Annotated in this window: 21 protein-coding genes; 9 read left to right on the top strand and 12 right to left on the bottom strand. The window is 35.1% G+C overall.

The features are described 5' to 3' along the window. Positions 1-147 precede the first annotated feature (147 nt). Positions 148-1,236 carry an aromatic acid exporter family protein gene (locus tag AC3WVZ_RS00565; protein WP_000765787.1) on the top strand — a complete coding sequence of 363 codons (1,089 nt, stop codon included), beginning with the start codon at positions 148-150 and terminating at the stop codon, positions 1,234-1,236. A 14-nt stretch (positions 1,237-1,250) separates the two neighbouring features. Here AC3WVZ_RS00565 and AC3WVZ_RS00560 read toward each other — a convergent pair whose 3' ends face one another. The 4 genes from AC3WVZ_RS00560 to AC3WVZ_RS00545 form a co-directional block, all read right to left on the bottom strand. Continuing rightward, positions 1,251-3,011, bottom strand: a complete 1,761-nt coding sequence (locus AC3WVZ_RS00560; protein WP_233935863.1) for an ABC transporter ATP-binding protein — start codon at positions 3,009-3,011, stop codon at positions 1,251-1,253. Positions 3,012-3,065: 54 nt separating this feature from the next. Beyond that, entirely contained in the window at positions 3,066-3,596 is a 531-nt protein-coding gene (ntdP, locus tag AC3WVZ_RS00555) for a nucleoside tri-diphosphate phosphatase (protein ID WP_000506622.1), read from the bottom strand. Between the two features lie 274 nt (positions 3,597-3,870). After that, positions 3,871-4,131 carry a YgaB family protein gene (locus AC3WVZ_RS00550; protein ID WP_000997575.1) on the bottom strand — a complete coding sequence of 87 codons (261 nt, stop codon included), beginning with the start codon at positions 4,129-4,131 and terminating at the stop codon, positions 3,871-3,873. Positions 4,132-4,319: 188 nt separating this feature from the next. Then, a complete protein-coding gene (locus tag AC3WVZ_RS00545; RefSeq protein ID WP_000039035.1) occupies positions 4,320-4,601 on the bottom strand; it encodes a gamma-type small acid-soluble spore protein in 282 nt (93 codons plus the stop codon). A gap of 125 nt (positions 4,602-4,726) precedes the next feature. Here AC3WVZ_RS00545 and yfhS point away from each other — a divergent pair, with 125 nt between their 5' ends. Beyond that, positions 4,727-4,951 carry a mother cell protein YfhS gene (gene yfhS / locus AC3WVZ_RS00540; protein WP_000275436.1) on the top strand — a complete coding sequence of 75 codons (225 nt, stop codon included), beginning with the start codon at positions 4,727-4,729 and terminating at the stop codon, positions 4,949-4,951. Between the two features lie 34 nt (positions 4,952-4,985). On the opposite strand, the gene mutY is transcribed toward yfhS, so the two are convergent. Beyond that, the gene (gene mutY, locus AC3WVZ_RS00535; protein ID WP_000171397.1) at positions 4,986-6,083 is read right to left on the bottom strand and encodes an A/G-specific adenine glycosylase; all 1,098 of its coding nucleotides are present in this window, start codon (positions 6,081-6,083) and stop codon (positions 4,986-4,988) included. 149 nt (positions 6,084-6,232) lie between these two features. Between mutY and AC3WVZ_RS00530 the strand changes: the two genes are divergently transcribed. Beyond that, complete coding sequence (locus tag AC3WVZ_RS00530) at positions 6,233-7,213, top strand: metal-dependent hydrolase (protein WP_000379111.1); 981 nt, start codon at positions 6,233-6,235, stop codon at positions 7,211-7,213. Positions 7,214-7,237: 24 nt separating this feature from the next. Here the strand turns inward: AC3WVZ_RS00530 and AC3WVZ_RS00525 are convergent, their stop codons facing one another. Beyond that, complete coding sequence (locus AC3WVZ_RS00525; protein WP_000998166.1) at positions 7,238-7,504, bottom strand: YfhJ family protein; 267 nt, start codon at positions 7,502-7,504, stop codon at positions 7,238-7,240. A 122-nt stretch (positions 7,505-7,626) separates the two neighbouring features. On the opposite strand from AC3WVZ_RS00525, the gene AC3WVZ_RS00520 reads away from it, so the two are divergent. Together AC3WVZ_RS00520 and AC3WVZ_RS00515 are read left to right on the top strand one after the other, a co-directional pair. Beyond that, positions 7,627-7,785, top strand: coding sequence for a small, acid-soluble spore protein K (locus AC3WVZ_RS00520; protein ID WP_000517891.1), 159 nt, complete (start codon positions 7,627-7,629; stop codon positions 7,783-7,785). A 37-nt stretch (positions 7,786-7,822) separates the two neighbouring features. Further along, a complete protein-coding gene (locus tag AC3WVZ_RS00515) occupies positions 7,823-7,975 on the top strand; it encodes a YpzG family protein (protein ID WP_000122093.1) in 153 nt (50 codons plus the stop codon). Positions 7,976-8,039: 64 nt separating this feature from the next. On the opposite strand, the gene AC3WVZ_RS00510 is transcribed toward AC3WVZ_RS00515, so the two are convergent. Then, a complete protein-coding gene (locus AC3WVZ_RS00510; protein WP_001057020.1) occupies positions 8,040-8,357 on the bottom strand; it encodes a YfhH family protein in 318 nt (105 codons plus the stop codon). Positions 8,358-8,367: 10 nt separating this feature from the next. Beyond that, complete coding sequence (recX, locus tag AC3WVZ_RS00505) at positions 8,368-9,180, bottom strand: recombination regulator RecX (protein WP_000268502.1); 813 nt, start codon at positions 9,178-9,180, stop codon at positions 8,368-8,370. Between the two features lie 81 nt (positions 9,181-9,261). On the opposite strand from recX, the gene AC3WVZ_RS00500 reads away from it, so the two are divergent. The 4 genes from AC3WVZ_RS00500 to AC3WVZ_RS00485 all read left to right on the top strand — a co-directional run bounded on the left by AC3WVZ_RS00500 (position 9,262) and on the right by AC3WVZ_RS00485 (position 12,465). After that, a complete protein-coding gene (locus AC3WVZ_RS00500) occupies positions 9,262-10,167 on the top strand; it encodes a TIGR01777 family oxidoreductase (protein WP_000684382.1) in 906 nt (301 codons plus the stop codon). 139 nt (positions 10,168-10,306) lie between these two features. Beyond that, positions 10,307-11,437: an amidohydrolase gene (locus AC3WVZ_RS00495; RefSeq protein WP_000698319.1), complete on the top strand. Its 1,131-nt coding sequence runs from the start codon at positions 10,307-10,309 to the stop codon at positions 11,435-11,437. Between the two features lie 241 nt (positions 11,438-11,678). Beyond that, positions 11,679-12,236, top strand: a complete 558-nt coding sequence (locus AC3WVZ_RS00490) for a GNAT family N-acetyltransferase (RefSeq protein WP_000914737.1) — start codon at positions 11,679-11,681, stop codon at positions 12,234-12,236. A 109-nt stretch (positions 12,237-12,345) separates the two neighbouring features. Then, positions 12,346-12,465, top strand: coding sequence for a YfhE family protein (locus AC3WVZ_RS00485; protein ID WP_000358482.1), 120 nt, complete (start codon positions 12,346-12,348; stop codon positions 12,463-12,465). 191 nt (positions 12,466-12,656) lie between these two features. Here AC3WVZ_RS00485 and tnpC read toward each other — a convergent pair whose 3' ends face one another. The 4 genes from tnpC to pflB all read right to left on the bottom strand — a co-directional run bounded on the left by tnpC (position 12,657) and on the right by pflB (position 19,095). Next, positions 12,657-14,060: an IS66 family transposase gene (gene tnpC / locus AC3WVZ_RS00480; protein ID WP_233935435.1), complete on the bottom strand. Its 1,404-nt coding sequence runs from the start codon at positions 14,058-14,060 to the stop codon at positions 12,657-12,659. Between the two features lie 404 nt (positions 14,061-14,464). Continuing rightward, entirely contained in the window at positions 14,465-15,631 is a 1,167-nt protein-coding gene (locus AC3WVZ_RS00475; RefSeq protein WP_000594691.1) for a diglucosyl diacylglycerol synthase, read from the bottom strand. A gap of 412 nt (positions 15,632-16,043) precedes the next feature. After that, a complete protein-coding gene (gene pflA / locus AC3WVZ_RS00470) occupies positions 16,044-16,775 on the bottom strand; it encodes a pyruvate formate-lyase-activating protein (RefSeq protein WP_000238458.1) in 732 nt (243 codons plus the stop codon). A 70-nt stretch (positions 16,776-16,845) separates the two neighbouring features. Next, positions 16,846-19,095 carry a formate C-acetyltransferase gene (pflB, locus tag AC3WVZ_RS00465; RefSeq protein ID WP_000195471.1) on the bottom strand — a complete coding sequence of 750 codons (2,250 nt, stop codon included), beginning with the start codon at positions 19,093-19,095 and terminating at the stop codon, positions 16,846-16,848. Between the last annotated feature and the right edge of the window lie 68 nt (positions 19,096-19,163).

Genomic DNA, 19,163 nt, shown 5'->3' with positions numbered 1-19,163 from the left:
TGAATCTTACTACTCACAATTAGCGGGATAAAATGAACACTAATTTCTTTTAACGTCACTAAAATATCACTTGCTAACATATTGTAATGAATGTATAGTATCATGTTGTACATTCATTATGACAAGAGAAAGGATCTTATTAAGGGTATGAAACTTGGTGCTCGCATTTTAAAAACGGGTATTGCCATCACGTTAGCTTTATTTGCTTGTATTTTACTTCAATTACCGAGTCCGGTATTTGCGGGAATTTCAGCTATCTTTGCTGTTCAACCGTCTGTATACCGTTCTTATTTAACAGCACTTGAACAAATTCAAGCAAATGTAATTGGTGCGATATTTGCTATCGCATTTGCTACTGCTTTTGGACATAATCCTTTTATTATTGGATTAACATGTATATTAGTAATTGCTCTTACATTACAATTACGATTAGAAAACACAATATCAATTGCTTTAGTAACAGTTATCGCGATTATGGAGTATCAAGGCGAAGATTTCTTTAGTTTTGCCTTACTTCGATTTGCGACGATTATGATTGGTATTATTGCGGCTTCACTTGTAAATTTAGTATTTATGCCGCCAAAATATGAAACAAAACTTTATCATCGTATCGTTGATAATACAGAAGAAATTGTAAAATGGATTCGAATGAATAGCAGGCAGGCTTCTGATTTTACAACGCTAAAAACTGATATTGATCGTATGAAAGAAAAAATGATCAAACTAAACCATTACTATTTGCTGTATAAAGAAGAAAGAAGCTACACGAAAAAAGTAAAGTTCGCAAAAATTCGTAAGCTCGTTTTATTCAGACAAATGTTAGCGACAACAAGCCGTGCTTTAAGTACGTTAAAATCATTACACCGTACTGAAAATGAACTGCGCTATATGCCGGAAGAATTTCAGGAATCTATCCAAAACGAACTTGACTCATTAACGCATTATCATGAACAAGTTTTATTAAAATTTATTGGTAAGGCAAAAAAACAACAATCAGTCGAAATGCTTGATGAAGTTGAAACAGGTAAACAAGAATTAATTGATATCTTTATGGAATATCAAAATAAAGACGATGAAGAAGCATATAAAACATGGTTACATCTCTTCCCTCTTATTTCTTCCATCATTAACTATAGTGAAGAAGTAGAGCATTTAGATTTGCTTGTAGATAGCTTCTACACATACCATAAACCAGAAAAAGAACTCCAAATCGATGATAAAAAAGAAGACGAATAAAAAAACAGCTCCTTTTATGCTAAAGGAGCTGTTTCTGTTATATGTTGAAGTTGATATAAATTGTAATAAAATCCTCTTTTTTGCATTAACTCTTCATGAGAACCAGTCTCTTTAATCTCACCGTCTTCAATGTAAATAATCGTATCAACATGCGTAATCGTCGCTAATCGATGCGCAATTATAATCGTTGTCCGGTCAGCAGCTAACGTCTGAAGCGCCTCTTGAATATACCTTTCATTTTCTAAATCTAATGCTGAAGTTGCTTCATCTAATATAAGTACCGAAGGATTCTTTAGAAACACTCGTGCAATTGCCACGCGTTGTCTTTGCCCGCCCGATAGCTTCACACCACGTTCTCCAACGACAGTATTATAACCATCTGGTAAGTCTATAATAAAATCATGAATTTGCGCAGCTTTAGCAGCTGCAATCACCTCTTTCTCTGTAGCCTTCGGATTTCCATATAAAATATTAGCTCCAATTGTATCGCTAAACAATAAATTATCTTGCAGTACAATTCCAATATGACTACGCAAATTTCTCATATTATACTTTCTTACATCTATGCCATCTACATAAACCGTGCCTTCAGAAACATCATAGAAACGCGGGATCAAACTAGCAAGAGATGACTTTCCTCCCCCACTTGCTCCTACAAGCGCTACTTTCTCTCCAGGCTGCATAGTTAATGACAAGTTGTGTAATATCTCTTTTTCATCTACATTATAACGAAAAGAAACATTGTCAAATACAATTTCTCCATTTAATTTTTTCGTTTGTACCGCATTTGGCACATTAACAATATCGTATTTTTCATCTAACAGTTCAAACACACGGTCCATCGATGCAAAAGATTGTGTTAATGTTGTAGATGAATTAACAAGGCGGCGAAGCGGACTATATAAACTATCCATATATCCAACAAAAGCTACCATCGTTCCTAGCGTTAACTGTCCTTGAATTACTTCATATGCTGCAAAACCAATCACAAGTAACGGACCTAAATCGGTTAACGTATTTACTGCCGAAAATGTTCTTGCCGTCCAACTTGTATGGGTTAATGCTTTCGTTAAAAATTCATTATTTCTTTTTTCAAACTGCTTCCCCTCATACTCTTCTAACGCAAAGCTACGTGTCACTTGCATTCCTTGAATACGTTCATGCAAATACCCTTGCATCGTCGCTAACGCTTGTGAACGCTCTTTCGTCAATTTCCGAAGACGTCCGAAAAAATATTTCACTACAATTACATAAATAGGTAAAATCAATAACGCAACAAATGTTAATTTTATATTCATAGAAAACATAACAATGATAGCAATAGCAATTGTTGCAGTATCTAACCAGACGTTCATCAAACCAGTAATTACAAAATCTTTCGTTTGTTCTACATCATGGATGACACGCGAAATAATCTCCCCTGTTTTTGTATTGGAGTAATAACGTAAACTTAACTTTTGTAAGTGACCGAAAATATGCTTCCGCAAATCATACAGTATTGTATTTGCGATACGTTGGGCGAAATATTGACGATAATATTCAATCGGTGGTCTTAATACCGCAAAAATAAAGAAAGCAATTCCAATCGCTGTTATTAATTGAGATGTTTTATCTTGAAGTGAGCCAGCGCCTTGAATTACATCATCGATAATATACTTTAATAACCACGGCATAATAAGTGGGATACCGAACTTAACTAGTCCAATAATAATTGTAATAGCAATAAGCCACCGATATGGTTTAACAAATTGTAAATATCTTTTTATGCCTTGCACATAATCCCCCCTCTAATAGGACAAACCTGCCGGGAAGCCCCCTGCAGGTTTGTTTTAATTTCTGTACATTAAATATCGTTCATACCACATATCTACGAAATCTGGTGCAAATGGACCTTTTCTTTGATGAATCCACTGTGTTAAATGTGCTACATTTCGTTTTAAAATTGTATCAATAACAGGTGGATACTGCATAATTTCACTATGTTTTTCATACTCATCTTCATCTAGAAGCGTATATGTCATATCTGGATATACTTTAATATCTAAATCATAATCAATATACTTTAATGCTTCAGGATCATACGCAAAAGGTGAGCTTAAATTACAATAATAATATACGCCATCTTCCCTAAGCATCCCAATCACATTAAACCAATAGTTGGCATGAAAATAGCAAATTGCTGGTTCACGAGTAATCCATGTTCGGCCATCCGATTCTGTAACTACTGTACGATCATTCGCTCCGATTACAAGACTCTGTGTCCCTTTTAAAATTGTTGTTTCTTCCCACATTCTATGAATGGAGCCATTATGTTTATAACTATGTATTTGTACTTTTTCTCCTTCTTTGGGAAATCCCATATATGCTCCCTTCTTTCAACTGCAAATGCCCTTTGAACGGCATTCACTTTTTTTCTATTATAACTTTTTTGTCGAAATTTTAAAACTAAAGGGATAAGACTCTATTTTTCAAACTGAATATGTAGGAGGTTTATCGTTGAATACTATGCCCCACCGCTTCTTAGGAGATAAAAGGATTGTACTGTATTATTTATAAGCGAGGACATGTAATAGAAAAAGCCCTTCTCTATTTCCATACAAAGAAGGACTTTTCACCTAAAGATAACAATATATCTTATCCTAAATTTGAAATCATTTTTTCAGTTGCAAAAGATTGAATTACACTATTCGTTTGCTCTTCAAATTTCTCATGTAACATCTTCAACGCTACTTCTGTTCTATATATTTCCTGGCGGATAAAATGCAGTTCTTTTTTATCGCACGTATCTTTTTCATTCATTTCAATTTGTTGATACTTCTCTAGATGTGCTTGTAACTTTAACAATTCATCCATCGTTTCTAATTGCTCCCCTACCAACTTATCAAAATCGTTCATTACTTACCCCCTTTTGGACTTATTCATCAGTTATTATTCCTAATTACATAATTCTAATTGTTAACTTCCTTCTCCTTTGACTACATTTGTTGACTTATTAGAAGTTATGTCGTTCGCTTTCTTTTCATTACAACGATCCACGCAAAAAGAAAACACTTCTCCCGAATTAGAGAAGTGTTTTTCTTTCATTACTGATTTGAGCTAGAAGATTGTGATTGTTTTGCAGCTGACTTAGCATTTTGTTTTTTCACAGCATGCACGTCTGTTTCAGTTGCAAATTCTGTACCATAACTAGCGTTTGCACTTTGTGCACCAGAAGCTTGTGCTTTCTTTGCTTCTGATTGTGCGTTTGCTTGTTTTACTGCTTGTACATTTGTTTCAGTAGCAAATTCTGTACCATAACTAGCATTTGTACTTTGAATGCTAGCACCAGAAGTTGCCTTGTTATAACCTTGTTGTTTTTTACTCATCTTTCTCACCTCCACAATCAATAATGTAACCAATTCACTTAGAAGCTATCCGTAATTTTCTTTTGAATAATTTCCGCATATATCTTTTGTTACTTATTCAAACTATAAGAAATGGAGGTGGAAATATGTATATAGGACGCGATATGACTGAACTAACGATGATTTCAAAAAATGAATGGAAAGAAGATGAATTAGCTTATTTTCATCACTCACTACAACAGGTTCTGCCTTATTTAAATGTAGAAGGGCAGAGTATTTACAAAGAAATTGTAGTAGAAATTGAATCAAGAGGCGGCTTACAAGAAGGTGAAGCTAGTTGGACTCATGGGACAAAAATTTCTTACGATTAAAAAAGTGTTCCCTAGATTGGGAACACTTTTTTATTTATTGCATTGTAATTTTCTCCACACAATTTTCATAAATAGTACGGTGTGATTTTGAGAAAGGTAATTGCTCAAATACCTCTTTCGATACAAATTTTAATGTATCTGTATCAACAATATTACCGGTTACTTTTCCGTAAAATACAAATATATCCCAAGTACGATGTGTAAACGTATGTTGTACATTCATTGCGTATTCATCAATAGAAACCTCGAGCTCAAATTTTTCTTTCATATAATCTATAAGCTGTTCCTTCTGATTTCGAATACCTTCTCCAAGTTCAGCATTAGGAAACTCCCACATGTTAGCTAACAAACCTGTACTTGGACGTTTATTAATAACGTAACGACCGTCTTCAGTTTGAAGTACGCCTGCAACAATAGGTACCATTTTAGGAGCTTTCGCTTTACTTTTTACTGGTAATTCTTTTTGAACACCTTCAGCATATCCTCTGCAATGCTCACGCACAGGACAAAGTAAGCACGATGGATTTTTAGGAATACAAATCAATGCACCTAATTCCATCAATCCTTGATTAAAATAAGATGGGTTTTCTACTGAAATAATTTCACGCACAATCTCTTCAAAAACTTTTCGAGTCTTTGGTTTTGCAATATCATCCCATACTGATAAAATACGAGATAATACACGCATAACATTTCCATCAACTGCCGGCTCTGGTATACCATATGCGATACTTAAAATAGCACCTTTTGTATATGGTCCTACTCCTTTTAACTTTTCAATTTTCTTTACATCACTTGGTACAACCCCGCCGTATACTTCTTTTACCTCTTTTACTGCCGCATGTAAATTACGTGCTCTAGAATAATATCCTAAACCTTCCCATGCTTTTAATACTTCTTCATCATCTGCGTTCGCTAACGCTTCAAGTGTAGGAAACTTCCCCATAAAATTTGCGTAATATGGTTTTACAGCTTCTACTCTTGTTTGCTGCAACATAATTTCAGAAACCCAAACACGGTATGGATCTTTATTCTTTCTCCACGGTAAGTCACGCTGTTCTTCTTCAAACCAACCAATTAAATCATTTTGAAACTGCTCTATATTAAAATTGTTTAGTATTTCAAGTGTCAAACTTGATCCCCCTCATTTTTTTGCATATAAGTACTATTATAAAGATTTTAGGAAAAAATTTAAGTAAGATGACATAGGAAATAGAAGGCAAAGGACTTGAGGTATCGAATAAAAAGAGTTACATTAATAAAAAACGGAGGTGGATTTCTATGGACACAGCCACTCACCTTGTTATGGGTATCACTTTAGGTAGCTTAGCAACATTAGATCCAGCCATAGCACAAAGTGATATTGGCCCCCAAGCTGTTATGCTTGCTACAATTGCTGGTTCCAACATTCCTGACATTGACACAGTTCTAAAATTGCGTAATAACGCTAAATATATAAGAAATCATCGTGGGATTACTCATTCTATTCCCGCGGTAATTCTTTGGTCATTCCTTATAAGTGGCATCTCTTTCGCCTTCTTTTCAGAAGCTCCATATCTTCATCTACTACTTTGGTCATTTATTGCCGTCTTTCTTCACGTCTTTGTAGATATTTTCAACGCCTATGGTACACAAGCATTACGACCTTTCACAAAAAAATGGGTCGCACTTGGCATAATTAATACATTCGATACCGTAATTTTCTTTATCCATATACTTGCAATTGCTTGCATGCTCGTCGGTTCTCATAAGGGATATACAGCTTTAGCGGCATATATATTAATGATTGTTTACTATATCGGACGGATTATGATGCACAGAAATATAAGAAGCGTTGTACACAAACGTTTCAAAAATGTCGAAAAGATTATCATTTCTCCTTCTTACCGATTTTATCATTACCATTTAGCAGTCGTTACGGCTGATTATTACTACGTTGCGAGATGGCACCGTGGTAACATCATGATATATGACAAGTTCGATCGGGTACCGTTCCCAGACAACAATATTATGCGAGCAGCTAAACAAGATGAAAACATCTCAGCCTTCCTATCTTTCTCTCCTGTATATCGCTGGGATATTTTTGATCATGACCATTATTATGAAGTACGATTCATTGATTTACGATATCGAAGTAAAGATTATTATCCATTTGTTGCAATCGTTCAGCTCGACCACAATTTAAATATTATTAATTCCTATACAGGATGGATCTTTAGTGAAGAAAAGCTTCGAAAAAAACTGGAATTACTTCCACATTAAAAAAAGCGACTTAAGTCGCTTTTTTTAATGTTTCAAATGATCTTCTTGATTAATTAAATGACTATACTTCGGATTATTTGTCCGCATTTCATGAAGGCGTACACCATGATTATTAATCCATGATCGTACCACTTGTTCCGTCATTTCATCGCCTTGATAACGACCTGATTTTGCATAAGTTGTTTGAAAATCTTCCCATAGTAACTCAACCCACGCACGAGCTTGTGCGTAAGAAAGCTTGTCATTCTTGTCTAATAATTCTTTCGTTAATGTTTCATAAATATCATTCATATTATAATCTCCTTTTACCTATTTATCCCTTCATTTCTAAAGGATAGTTTCTTCAATTTTGCACATTCTATAATTGATACTTCTTAAAAAGGTATCAACCGATAATGAGGAGGGCGTTCGCAATGGGTAAACAAGCCGAATTTTGGTCTGAGTCAAAAAACAACAGCAAAATCGACGGTCAACCGAAAGCGAAATCACGCTTCGCTTCGAAACGACCTAACGGCACAATTAACACGCACCCACAAGAACGTATGCGTGCTGCAAATCAGCAGGAAGAGTAGTACAAATTAAATTAACTTCCTACACGAGGTGATAAAGATGAGCTACCGTGATCGCTTAGATAGTCGTTCTGAATTATTTAACCATACGTGGACTCGTCCAAAACATGCGAAAGCGCAAGTTAACGGACAGACGCAACAAACCCAGTCTCTCATTATATTGGCAAATGAATGTAAAAAACGCCAATTTTAGAATCTCCTATCTCCTTTAACGCCTACCAAAGATGAAAACCAGAGAGATATGTGCTCTCTGGTTTTTATTTTTCTTGCAATAAGGAAATTGGTATGCCAATCTCTTCATTATCATTTTGCTTATATCCCCAAGCAAATACCCCATTGAAATACGTAATTTTAAATAATACACCAGGTTCTTCTACTAATTCATATGTTTCACCAATATGGAACTTGTTTATATCCGTCATATAAGCACGAGCCATTGCCATTTTTCTCATTAATACATCAAATTCATTGACAATCCCAAGCTGCTCAGCTTTTACTGCTTGCTCCTTCAAAGCGCCAATTTCTTCCCTTAGCTCATGCGGTGTCATTTCACTGTAGCGTTTTGGCATATTCATCTTATTCTCCTCATTCCTCTTCGCGTTTCATTTGCAAAAATATCTCGATTTCATCAATAGAGAATCCTTTTCGATATAACGCTTGTTTCATCTTGTTTTCAAATGTCCATCCATCATGCTTCTTATATTTCTCATAATATTTATTCCCATGATAGTGTAACGCTTCTTGTTGCTTTTCGTCATCTTTTTCGTCTTTCAATTCTTCCAAACAAATTTGAATTACTTCTCTAGAATATCCTTTTCGAACAAGCATCTCATCTAACTTTAGTTTCATTTGTAAAAAAGAATGTTTTTGATAAGATTTTTTCTTCTTCTCTATGAGAAACAAGGCATTCTCAATTTGCTTTTCCTTCGGATATTCTTGTAAACTATGTGTAATAATTAAATCCTGAACACCTTTATTTAATAACTCTCTTTTAATAACAGTTGGACCTTTTCGATTCACATTACTTTGCGTTCGCGTATATAAAACAGCATACTCTTTATCATTAATATATCGGTCATGTAATAATTTCGAAACGACTTCAGAGATGATGGCCTGTCCCACTTCTTTTTTTCGTAAAAAATCTTCTATTTCTTGTTTTGTTCTCATTTGATAGGATAAATAGGAGATTGCTTGTAAATATGCTTTTTGTACTTCTTCATTGTACAAAATATTCCCTAACTCGATTTCATCAATTTCTAAGCCCTTTTGTAATCCATGTTTTATTAAGATTACTTGATCCACACTAAATCCGTACTCTTCGCCTTGACCTTTATCAATATAAATATTAAATCGTTCTTTCGATCGTTTTTGTACTTCTATTTTTGTAATGACAGCCATACTCTCACCTCTCTATTATTTTAACATAGTCGAGGAACATTTTTTCTTTTCAAGAATATATATAATGAGGAGGAAATACTTGTGAAAATCGCAATTTCTGGTGGTACAGGCTTTATCGGTAAATCCCTTTCTACTTTTTTTATTCAAAAAGGATATACTGTTTACATTCTCACACGAAAAAAAACTACTGAAACTTCCGACCCTAACCTTCAGTATGTTCAATGGACACCAGATTTACAAACCTTCCCCCTCTCTTCTATTGATGTAGTTATTAATCTAGCCGGAGAGTCTATTAATAGTAGATGGACAAAGCAACAAAAGAAAGCCATTTTAAACAGTAGAATTCAAACAACAAAAGGACTCATTAAACAATTGCAGGGACTCCATACAAAGCCACACACATTTATTAACGCAAGTGCTATTGGATACTACGGAACATCTGAAATAGAGTCTTTTACAGAACAGCATGAGACTCCTGGAAATGACTTTTTAGCAAATACAGTATATTCATGGGAACAAGAAGCATCTAAAGCACGTTCTCTCGGAATACGAACAATCTACGCAAGATTTGGAGTCGTATTAGGTGCAAATGGAGGAGCTCTTCCAAAAATGCTACTTCCCTATCAATTCTATATCGGCGGCACCATTGGTTCTGGGAAGCAATGGTTATCATGGATTCATATAGACGACGTCGTTCGTATGATGGATTTCATCATACACAAAAAAGAAATTGATGGTCCTCTTAATATGACAGCACCAACACCCATAAGAATGAAGGAATTTGGAGAAAACATTGCAACTATAATGAACAAGCCTCATTGGTTGCCTGTACCTTCATTTATCATTCAAACTTTATTAGGTGAAATGAGCATACTTGTACTAGAAGGGCAACGTGTATTACCCATTAAGGCAATTGAACATGGATACCAATACACATTTCCGGCAATAGACCATGCATTACAAAATATACTTTCGCATACAATGTAGTACTTCTAAAACACAATTTTACATGGGCTCTTTCAAAACTTTCATTTTCTAGGATCCGAAGCATTACCATACAAATAACCTTTCAGTTACTTTCCCTTAACTTCCATTAGCATTATAAAGTAACAGAAATGAGGTACCTATGAAAATATTGCTCAAACAAGCCATTGTATACCCTATTACATCTCAAAAGTTTCAAGGCGATGTACTCGTTACAGGAGAGCGAATTACCGAGGTCAAACCTTTTATTCAACCTACTCAAGATATGACCGTTATAGATGCACGAGCACTCCATCTCTTACCTGGCTTTATTGATGTCCATACTCACCTTGGTCTCTATGATGAAGGCACTGGTTGGGCTGGAAATGATGCCAATGAAACATCTGAAGTTTCAACACCACATATTCGTTCTTTAGATGGAATCCACCCTTTGGATATCGCCTTTCAAGACGCTGTACAAAACGGAATTACAACCGTCCACGTTATGCCTGGCAGTCAAAATATTATCGGGGGGACTACTTGTGTAATAAAAACAGCTGGAACTTGTATTGATCATATGATTATTCAAGAACCTGCTGGTTTAAAGATTGCCTTTGGAGAAAATCCTAAAAAAGTCCATAGTAATGGAACAAAAGAATCCATTACACGTATGGGGATTATGGGGTTACTTCGGGAATCATTCTATGAAGCACAACACTACGGGCACGAAGCTGATTTTCGAATGCTTCCTATTTTAAAAGCATTACGTCGTGAAATACCCGTACGTATCCACGCTCACCGAGCAGATGATATTAGTTCTGCGCTACGCTTTGCAACGGAATTCAACCTCGATCTACGTATTGAACATTGTACAGAAGGACACTTTCTTGTTGAAGAGCTTTCGAAACATAATTTGAAGGTTTCAGTTGGTCCCACTCTGACACGTCGTTCTAAAATCGAACTAAAAAACAAGACATGGGATACTTACCATATATTATCTAAAAATGGTGTGGAAGTTTCTATAACAACAGATCATCCTTATACACCCATTCAATATTTAAATATTTGTGCCGCTGTCGCAGTAAGAGAAGGATTAGACGAGAAAACAGCACTAGAAGGAATTACCATATTCCCAGCGCGAAATTTGCGTTTAGAGGATAGAATTGGAAGCATCGAGGTTGGAAAAGACGCCGATCTCGTGTTATGGACTCATCATCCTTTCCATTATTTAGCCAAGCCTGTACTAACTATGATTGATGGAAAAATAATTTACAAAAAAAATAAAAAAAACTAGTTTATTTTTTTGACTAGATAAAGTATTATACGATTATAAACTGAATGAAACCATAATCAATTTGTGTCGTGATTATCATTTTCAAATTGATGAATGGGGAAGGCAAATGGTGCGCCACCAGCGTTAGAAACTGGTTCTAGTGGGTTCGATTCCCACCCCGAAATTTTTTAAAGATTGATATAAAAATTTCGAGGGTGGGGTGTTTTTTCGTCATGCTACCCTCGTGTGAGGAGGAGTTAGTATGTTGAAAAAACGCGACTTACACGACAGCCACGTTCTATACGAGTTAATGGTGGATCCAGCTGTCTTCCCTTTTGTGCGTCAAAAGGCTTATTCTTATGAAGAATATTTATTCTTAACAAAACAAACGATTGAAGCTGAAGAGCGTGGTGAATTAATTTCACGCACAATTTTAGATGAATGGGGTAACCCTATCGGAACAATTACTTTATTTGATGTGCAAGAAAAAGCTGGATTTCTCGGGACATGGCTTGGCAAACCATATCATGGAAAAGGCTATAATAAATTGGCAAAAGATTCATTTTTTAGTGAACTTTTCTATGAATTAGATATTGAAACAATTTTCATGCGTATTCGTAAAATAAATATTCGTTCTATTAAAGCTGCAGAAAAACTGCAATATGTGAATCTAGCAAACGAAACAAGAAAAGCCGTATATGATGAAATTAACGCAAACGAAGAAGTATATAACTTATATGAAATTCCAAAAGATCAATACACACTTGCTACAATGCGAGATACAACCTTCCAAGATGCTCATCAATTAAAAGAAGCATAATCTAAATTTTCTGAAATGATAATCAATCATTAACATTTTCCATATGCGTATATCCCCTCATGTCTTTGGAAACGATAAATAGTAACTTTAAGACACGAGGTGATTTGTAATGGATAAAAAGAAACGTGATAAAGCAAAAAACACATTATCTAGTACACAAGAAGTTCTCTATCAACGCGAATTTCAAAAAGCAGATCGTGCAGCAGGATATCGCTCGAAAAGCATTTAAAGTGAAAATGAATAATTAGAAGTTTCCCCCCTAATTATTCATTTTCATTACATAATTTTCTCGATTGATAAAAGGTAACTACTCAGCTTCTTCAAATAAAAAAACAGGCCAAATACATGTTTCCGATTCGAAAACATGAAAAGAAAATACTCCAATCAGGGAAAGAATCTATGCCAAATAGAGAAATTCTCTTATGAAGTCGTGTTATTCCAAGGAACCGTTCTAGTTTCTATGACTTGGTTTATCGCTTGTAAGACCGATTGTTTTTGTTTTTTCATGGTACTCATAAAGCTTCGTATCTGACAAAAAGATTCTGCGCCTTTCTTACTTCGGAAAGTCCCAGACACTTTCTGTTTTACTTTCGTCATCCGAATATCCCGTTCTGCTTGATTGTTATCAAATGGAATGGCTGGATGTTCTAAAAACGCTAGAATTCTGTCAGAATACTTGACGAAGCGATTCCATAAATTTTGAGAAGGCGTCTGCTTTCCTTTCTTCTTTTGTTTCGTGGAAAGAATCTGTTGTTCTTTCAATATGGATTGATACATAATAAACAGATTCTTTTGCGTCGCTTTTGGCATGGTACCTTCGGATTGCTTTTTCATCGTCAACGCTTGCGTTAGAAATTTCTGCATCTGTTGTGCCCATTGTTCTCCAGTACTATCTATAATTCCTTGTAAATCTCGTAAGAGATGGGCATTACATAAAACGTGACGACAATCTGTATACGCATCATACGATTTCCAACCATCATGCATCGCAATTCCAGAAAAAGATGGCAAGATTTCTCCAGCATCCATTGCTTCTTTTCCACGTTTTTGATGAATATGTTGCAATGTCACCTCCGGTGTACTGGCAGTATGTAACCATTGTGTTTTGTTTTCTACACGCATACCAGTTTCATCAAAATGGACAACAGGAGACTGCAGAATCTTTTCCTTTACTTCTTTTATGAATGGCTGCAATTGAGAAGCGAAAGCCTGTGTATGATTTACCAGGGTTCCTTCGCTTATAGAATGTCCAAAACAATCCTGAAAGAATTCTTTTGTTCGCTTCAAAGAAATGCATTGATAATGCGTTAAATAGGGAATCAGTCTTTTTATATTTGGACCATATTGAACAGGACGAGATACTGTCGAAGGAAATTGGGCTTCTTGGATAGAATGGCAATGTGGGCATTCTTTCTGTTCTACTTTATGTTCTGTCACTTCGATCTGAATAGGTGGTAAGTCATACACTTGGCGAATGCGATACCCTTTTACAGGCTCGTGGTTCAAGGAAGTATGACAACAAGTACAATATGTAGGAGAATGTGTAATCGTATGATCTGGAGTCGCTGTCAAACCAAGAGTATGTCCCTTGTGGCCCAACTGGCCACCCGTTTGACGATGAGACGGTTTGCGCAAACTTTTTGTAACGGGCTTACCCAAACTATCTGTAGAAGGTGGCTTATGACTATTTTTGGAGTTTTTTTTTGAAGCATTTTCTAGTTCTTGTATACGTTTTTCTAACTTAGAAAATGTTTCTTCAAATAAAGAAATAACAGCTTCAGGTCCTTTTTTATATGTATCTAAAATAATTTTTCGATCGACCATAAGATTCACCTCCCCTGTTTGATATACTCAGTATTTACAAATGGGAGGCATATGAAACTAGTAAAATTTAAAAAAGACACCGAAAGGTGGCTGAGTAGTTACGATAAAAGTAAGCAAAAAAGCCCCTTATACATAAGGGGCTTTTTTGCTGTGGACAACTTTATCCACAAAACCAACAGAATTGTTAGTAATTTTCAAAAATATTTAATATTTTTCTATATTAAAGCATATATCAGCTGTTTTAATTGTGGATATTTTTCTAAAAATTGTAGACAATGTGGATATAGTTGTTAATATTCCGACTTTACTGTTTAATGAAAGCGCAATCCTTTTGTGGATAACTGGCTGAATTTTCTTTGAAAATAATAAAGAACCCTCTTTACATATACAAAGAGGGTTTCATATTAAGTAAAAGATTGTGCAAGAGCAGGTGATTTAATAGGTATATGACGCGGTTCTGCATGATTTTCTGCCAAAATTGCATCTACAATATGACCAGCTGGCTCTGGAAGATAGATGCTTTTCATTGCTTCTTTCATTTGAAGAAGCTTCACATCATCTTGTAATAATGCCTCTGTTTTTGCAAAAACCTCACTATCATCGCGAATGACAACTGCTGCTCCCTTTCTTTCAAAGTACATCGCATTTTCATTTTCTTGTCCTGGAACAGGCTTATATAAAATGACAGGTACTTGCAACGCTGCTGCTTCACTTAATGTTATTCCGCCTGGCTTCGTAATCATACAAGAAGTAACACGGAATAATTCATCAATATTTTCAACATACCCAAACACTTTTAATGCATCGGAATTTTGCTTCTGTAAACTTAATAAATCCTGTTTTAAAGCTTCATTTTTCCCACAAACAACAACTACTTGTAAATTAGGCACTGACATAAATGATTGGCATAGTTCTTTTACATTTCCTAATACCCCATGAGCACCTGCTACAATTAGTAAAATCTTTTTATTCTTACATAACTGATATTTAGTATATATGATTTCTGGATTTACCTTTAACTCAAAACTACTCCGAATTGGAATTCCTGTTTCAACAATTTGTTCCGCAGGTACACCGATATCAACCATCAATTCTTTCACATGATCCGTTGCAACAAAATAACGATCTACTTCTCGATGAATCCATATTTTGTGCACGCAAAAATCCGTTAATACGTTATAGACAGGAATTGAAATACCTGTTTGTTTCTTCAATTCTGGTACAGCGATAATTGGAAATGTATTAATTACAATATCTGGTTTCTCCACCTGTAATAGTGTTTTCAAACGTTTTCTTCCAAAGTTCGCATACCAAGATGCTATTTTCTTATCATAAATTTTTTCTACCCCGTAATAAAACAAACGATATAATTCTTTTCCTATTGTATAACTTTTTAAATATAGATATTTTGTAATGTCAGTTATAAATGGATGTGATTCTCCAAACAAGTCGCATACAATAACATCTTCAATTCCTTTTTGGCGAAATGTTTGTTCTAATGTTTTTGCTACTTGCACATGACCATTACCGTAATGTGCAGTTAATATTAAAACCTTGGGGTTTTTTATCAAACAAATCCACTCCTAGCTTTTTGTTTCTCCATATTGCATATACGACAATAGGAAAAACATTTTCCTTAAAAATTACATAAACAGATTCTAATAATTCCCTTTCAGCTATGTACCTGTCGTGGATATGCAAAGCATATAAGATTGACCCCTTAATCCTATCTGTGCTCATATCTTTACATTATACTTTCCTATAAGAGCTTTCGCAATAACTTACAAATGTTCTCTATTCCATGATACTCACTCTTTTACTTCTTAATTCTTTTTACTATTTTGATTTCCCTTTACAATTATGTAAATTTCTCCATTTATTCCGTACAAAATTATGGATATTCTACTTTCAGTATACTCTTTTATCAATATATACTCTAGATTTTATTGTAAAGAAAGCAAAAAGCCTAATCCAATATTTGGATTAGACCGCTTGTAAAATATATTTAGCATGTTCTACATTTTTCTCAGTAGGTGGTTCTACATTTGCGAGTGGATACTTGTGTCCAAGCGCCTCCCATTTATATACACCAAGCTTATGATATGGTAACACTTCAACTTTTTGAACATTAGACAGACTTTGAATAAAGCTAGATAGTTTTTGTAGATCCTCTTCATTATCCGTAACACCAGGAACTAATACGTGTCGTACCCAAATCGGTTTATTCTTATCCGATAAATAACGAGCAAATTGTAAAATATGTTCATTTGGTTTCCCTGTTAATTTACGATGCTTTTTGGAATCGATATGTTTCAGATCCAATAAAACTAAATCTGTATAATCCATTAAAATATCTAGCTTATTTTGGAATTCTGGTTCCTCAGAATAACAACCACCAGAAGAATCGATTGTTGTATGGATACCAGCCGCTTTACACTTTTTAAACAACTCAATTAAAAAGTCTAGCTGTAATAATGGCTCTCCACCGCTAACTGTTATACCGCCTCCGGAAGCTTCAATAAATGGAAGGTAACATGTCACATCCTGCATCACTTCTTCAACTGTTATTTCTTTACCTTTACCGATTTCCCACGTATCAGCATTATGACAATATTGACAACGTAATAAACACCCTTGTGTAAATATGACATAACGAATCCCCGGGCCATCAACAGTACCACAAGACTCTACAGAATGTATTCTTCCTTTTACCATGTTACTTCCTCCTTTATTGAAACAGCCTCCCTTCGCTATATATTAAGAGCGAAGGGACACCTTTTTTCATTTACATGCTTTCATGCATTGTACGGTTAATTACATCAATTTGTTGTTCACGAGTTAATTTAATAAAGTTTACAGCATAACCAGATACACGAATTGTTAATTGTGGATACTTCTCAGGATGTTCCATTGCATCCATTAATGTTTCACGGTTAAATACGTTAATATTTAAGTGGTGCCCTTCTTTTACTGCATAGCCATCAAGCATTGATACTAAATTACGTACTTGTACATCATCTTCTTTACCAAGTGCTTTCGGAATAATAGAGAATGTATTAGAAATACCATCTTGTGCATCTTCATATGGTAATTTAGCCACAGATAATAATGAAGCTAATGCACCTTTTGTATCGCGTCCATGCATTGGGTTCGCACCTGGTGCAAATGGTTCTCCTGTACGGCGGCCATCTGGAGTATTACCAGTTTTCTTACCGTAAACAACGTTAGATGTGATTGTTAAGATTGACATTGTATGAACAGAGTTTCTGTATGTTTTATGTTTACGAAGTTTATTCATAAATGTTTTTACAAGATTTACAGCAATCTCATCTACACGATCATCATTGTTACCGTATTTAGGGAAATCTCCTTCAATCTCGAAGTCAACTGCAATACCATTTTCATCACGAATTGGTTTTACTTTTGCGTATTTAATTGCACTTAATGAATCTGCTACTACAGATAGACCAGCGATACCTGTTGCCATTGTACGAAGAACGTTTGTATCATGAAGTGCCATTTCAATACGTTCATAGCTATATTTATCATGCATGTAATGGATAACATTTAATGTGTTTAAATATAGACCCGCTAACCATTCCATTGTCATATCAAACTTATGCATAACTTCTTCATAATTTAATACTTCAGAAGTAATTGGTGCGTACTCAGGACCAACTTGTGCTTTTGACTTTTCATCTTTGCCACCGTTAATCGCATATAATAATGCTTTGGCTAAGTTTGCACGAGCTCCGAAGAACTGCATTTGTTTACCGATTCTCATTGCAGATACGCAACATGCAATACCGTAATCATCGCCGTATTCAGGACGCATAATGTCATCATTCTCATATTGAATTGCTGATGTTTTAATAGACATTTTCGCACAGTAGTTTTTAAAGTTCTCTGGTAATTGTTTAGACCAAAGAACAGTTAAGTTTGGTTCTGGAGCTGGTCCTAAATTATCTAATGTATGCAAGAAACGGAATGAGTTCTTTGTTACTAATGGACGACCATCTAATGCCATACCACCGATAGATTCAGTTACCCAAGTTGGGTCACCAGAGAATAATTCATTATAATCAGGTGTTCTTGCGAATTTCACAAGACGTAATTTCATAATGAAGTGATCGACAATTTCTTGTACTTCTTCTTCTGTTAAAGTACCATTTGCTAAATCTCTTTCAATGTAAATATCTAAGAATGTAGAAGTACGTCCAAGACTCATTGCAGCTCCGTTTTGTTCTTTAATCGCTGCAAGGTATGCGAAGTATAACCATTGGAATGCTTCTTGTGCATTTGTTGCTGGCTTAGAAATATCGAAGCCATGAGAAGCAGCCATTTCTTTTAACTCTTGAAGTGCACGCATTTGCTCGGATAACTCTTCGCGTAAACGCATTGTATCTTCGCTCATTACACCACCAGTTAAATTCAAATCAGCTTTTTTCGCTTCAATTAAATGATCAATACCATATAACGCTACTCGGCGATAGTCACCGATAATACGTCCACGTCCGTATGCATCTGGAAGACCAGTAATAACACCTGATTTACGTGCATTTCTCATTTCTGGTGTGTATGCATCAAATACACCTTGGTTATGAGTTTTTCTCCACTCTCTAAAAATACGACTAAGTTCTTTATCCATTTCGTATCCATAAGATTCACAAGCTTGTTCTGCCATACGAATACCACCATATGGTTGTAAAGAACGTTTAAATGGTTTATCAGTTTGGAAACCGACTACTTTTTCAATATCTTTATTTAAGTATCCTGGGTCATGTGATGTAATAGAAGAAACAATTTTTGTATCCATATCAAGAACGCCACCGTTTTCACGTTCTTTCGTTGTTAAATCCATTACTTGATCCCAAAGTTGTTTCGTTGCTTCAGTTGCTTCTGCTAAGAAAGATTCGTCCCCTTCGAAAACGTTTACATTATTTAAAATGAAATCGCGAACATCAATCTCTGCTTTCCATTTTTCACCTTTAAAGTTTTCCCATGCGTTTTTAACATTTTCTAATACTTGAGTCATCCTAATCTCCTCCATTTTTGATTAGTACAGGACTAAGATTTTTTATATAACAGCTTACACACTTAGAA

The sequence above is a fragment of the Bacillus sp. CPT56D-587-MTF genome, from assembly GCF_058792335.1.
This window is presented reverse-complemented; position numbering and strand designations above follow the sequence as displayed.

Excerpts from the sequence above, each read along its gene's own strand:
- AC3WVZ_RS00565 (WP_000765787.1), top strand. The coding sequence starts at position 148 with ATGAAACTTGGTGCTCGCATTTTAAAAACGGGTATTGCCATCACGTTA.
- ntdP (WP_000506622.1), bottom strand. The coding sequence starts at position 3,596 with ATGGGATTTCCCAAAGAAGGAGAAAAAGTACAAATACATAGTTATAAA.
- AC3WVZ_RS00550 (WP_000997575.1), bottom strand. The coding sequence starts at position 4,131 with ATGAACGATTTTGATAAGTTGGTAGGGGAGCAATTAGAAACGATGGAT.
- AC3WVZ_RS00545 (WP_000039035.1), bottom strand. The coding sequence starts at position 4,601 with ATGAGTAAAAAACAACAAGGTTATAACAAGGCAACTTCTGGTGCTAGC.
- yfhS (WP_000275436.1), top strand. The coding sequence starts at position 4,727 with ATGTATATAGGACGCGATATGACTGAACTAACGATGATTTCAAAAAAT.
- AC3WVZ_RS00530 (WP_000379111.1), top strand. The coding sequence starts at position 6,233 with ATGGACACAGCCACTCACCTTGTTATGGGTATCACTTTAGGTAGCTTA.
- AC3WVZ_RS00525 (WP_000998166.1), bottom strand. The coding sequence starts at position 7,504 with ATGAATGATATTTATGAAACATTAACGAAAGAATTATTAGACAAGAAT.
- AC3WVZ_RS00520 (WP_000517891.1), top strand. The coding sequence starts at position 7,627 with ATGGGTAAACAAGCCGAATTTTGGTCTGAGTCAAAAAACAACAGCAAA.
- AC3WVZ_RS00515 (WP_000122093.1), top strand. The coding sequence starts at position 7,823 with ATGAGCTACCGTGATCGCTTAGATAGTCGTTCTGAATTATTTAACCAT.
- AC3WVZ_RS00510 (WP_001057020.1), bottom strand. The coding sequence starts at position 8,357 with ATGAATATGCCAAAACGCTACAGTGAAATGACACCGCATGAGCTAAGG.
- recX (WP_000268502.1), bottom strand. The coding sequence starts at position 9,180 with ATGGCTGTCATTACAAAAATAGAAGTACAAAAACGATCGAAAGAACGA.
- AC3WVZ_RS00495 (WP_000698319.1), top strand. The coding sequence starts at position 10,307 with ATGAAAATATTGCTCAAACAAGCCATTGTATACCCTATTACATCTCAA.
- AC3WVZ_RS00490 (WP_000914737.1), top strand. The coding sequence starts at position 11,679 with ATGTTGAAAAAACGCGACTTACACGACAGCCACGTTCTATACGAGTTA.
- AC3WVZ_RS00485 (WP_000358482.1), top strand. The coding sequence starts at position 12,346 with ATGGATAAAAAGAAACGTGATAAAGCAAAAAACACATTATCTAGTACA.
- tnpC (WP_233935435.1), bottom strand. The coding sequence starts at position 14,060 with ATGGTCGATCGAAAAATTATTTTAGATACATATAAAAAAGGACCTGAA.
- pflA (WP_000238458.1), bottom strand. The coding sequence starts at position 16,775 with ATGGTAAAAGGAAGAATACATTCTGTAGAGTCTTGTGGTACTGTTGAT.
- pflB (WP_000195471.1), bottom strand. The coding sequence starts at position 19,095 with ATGACTCAAGTATTAGAAAATGTTAAAAACGCATGGGAAAACTTTAAA.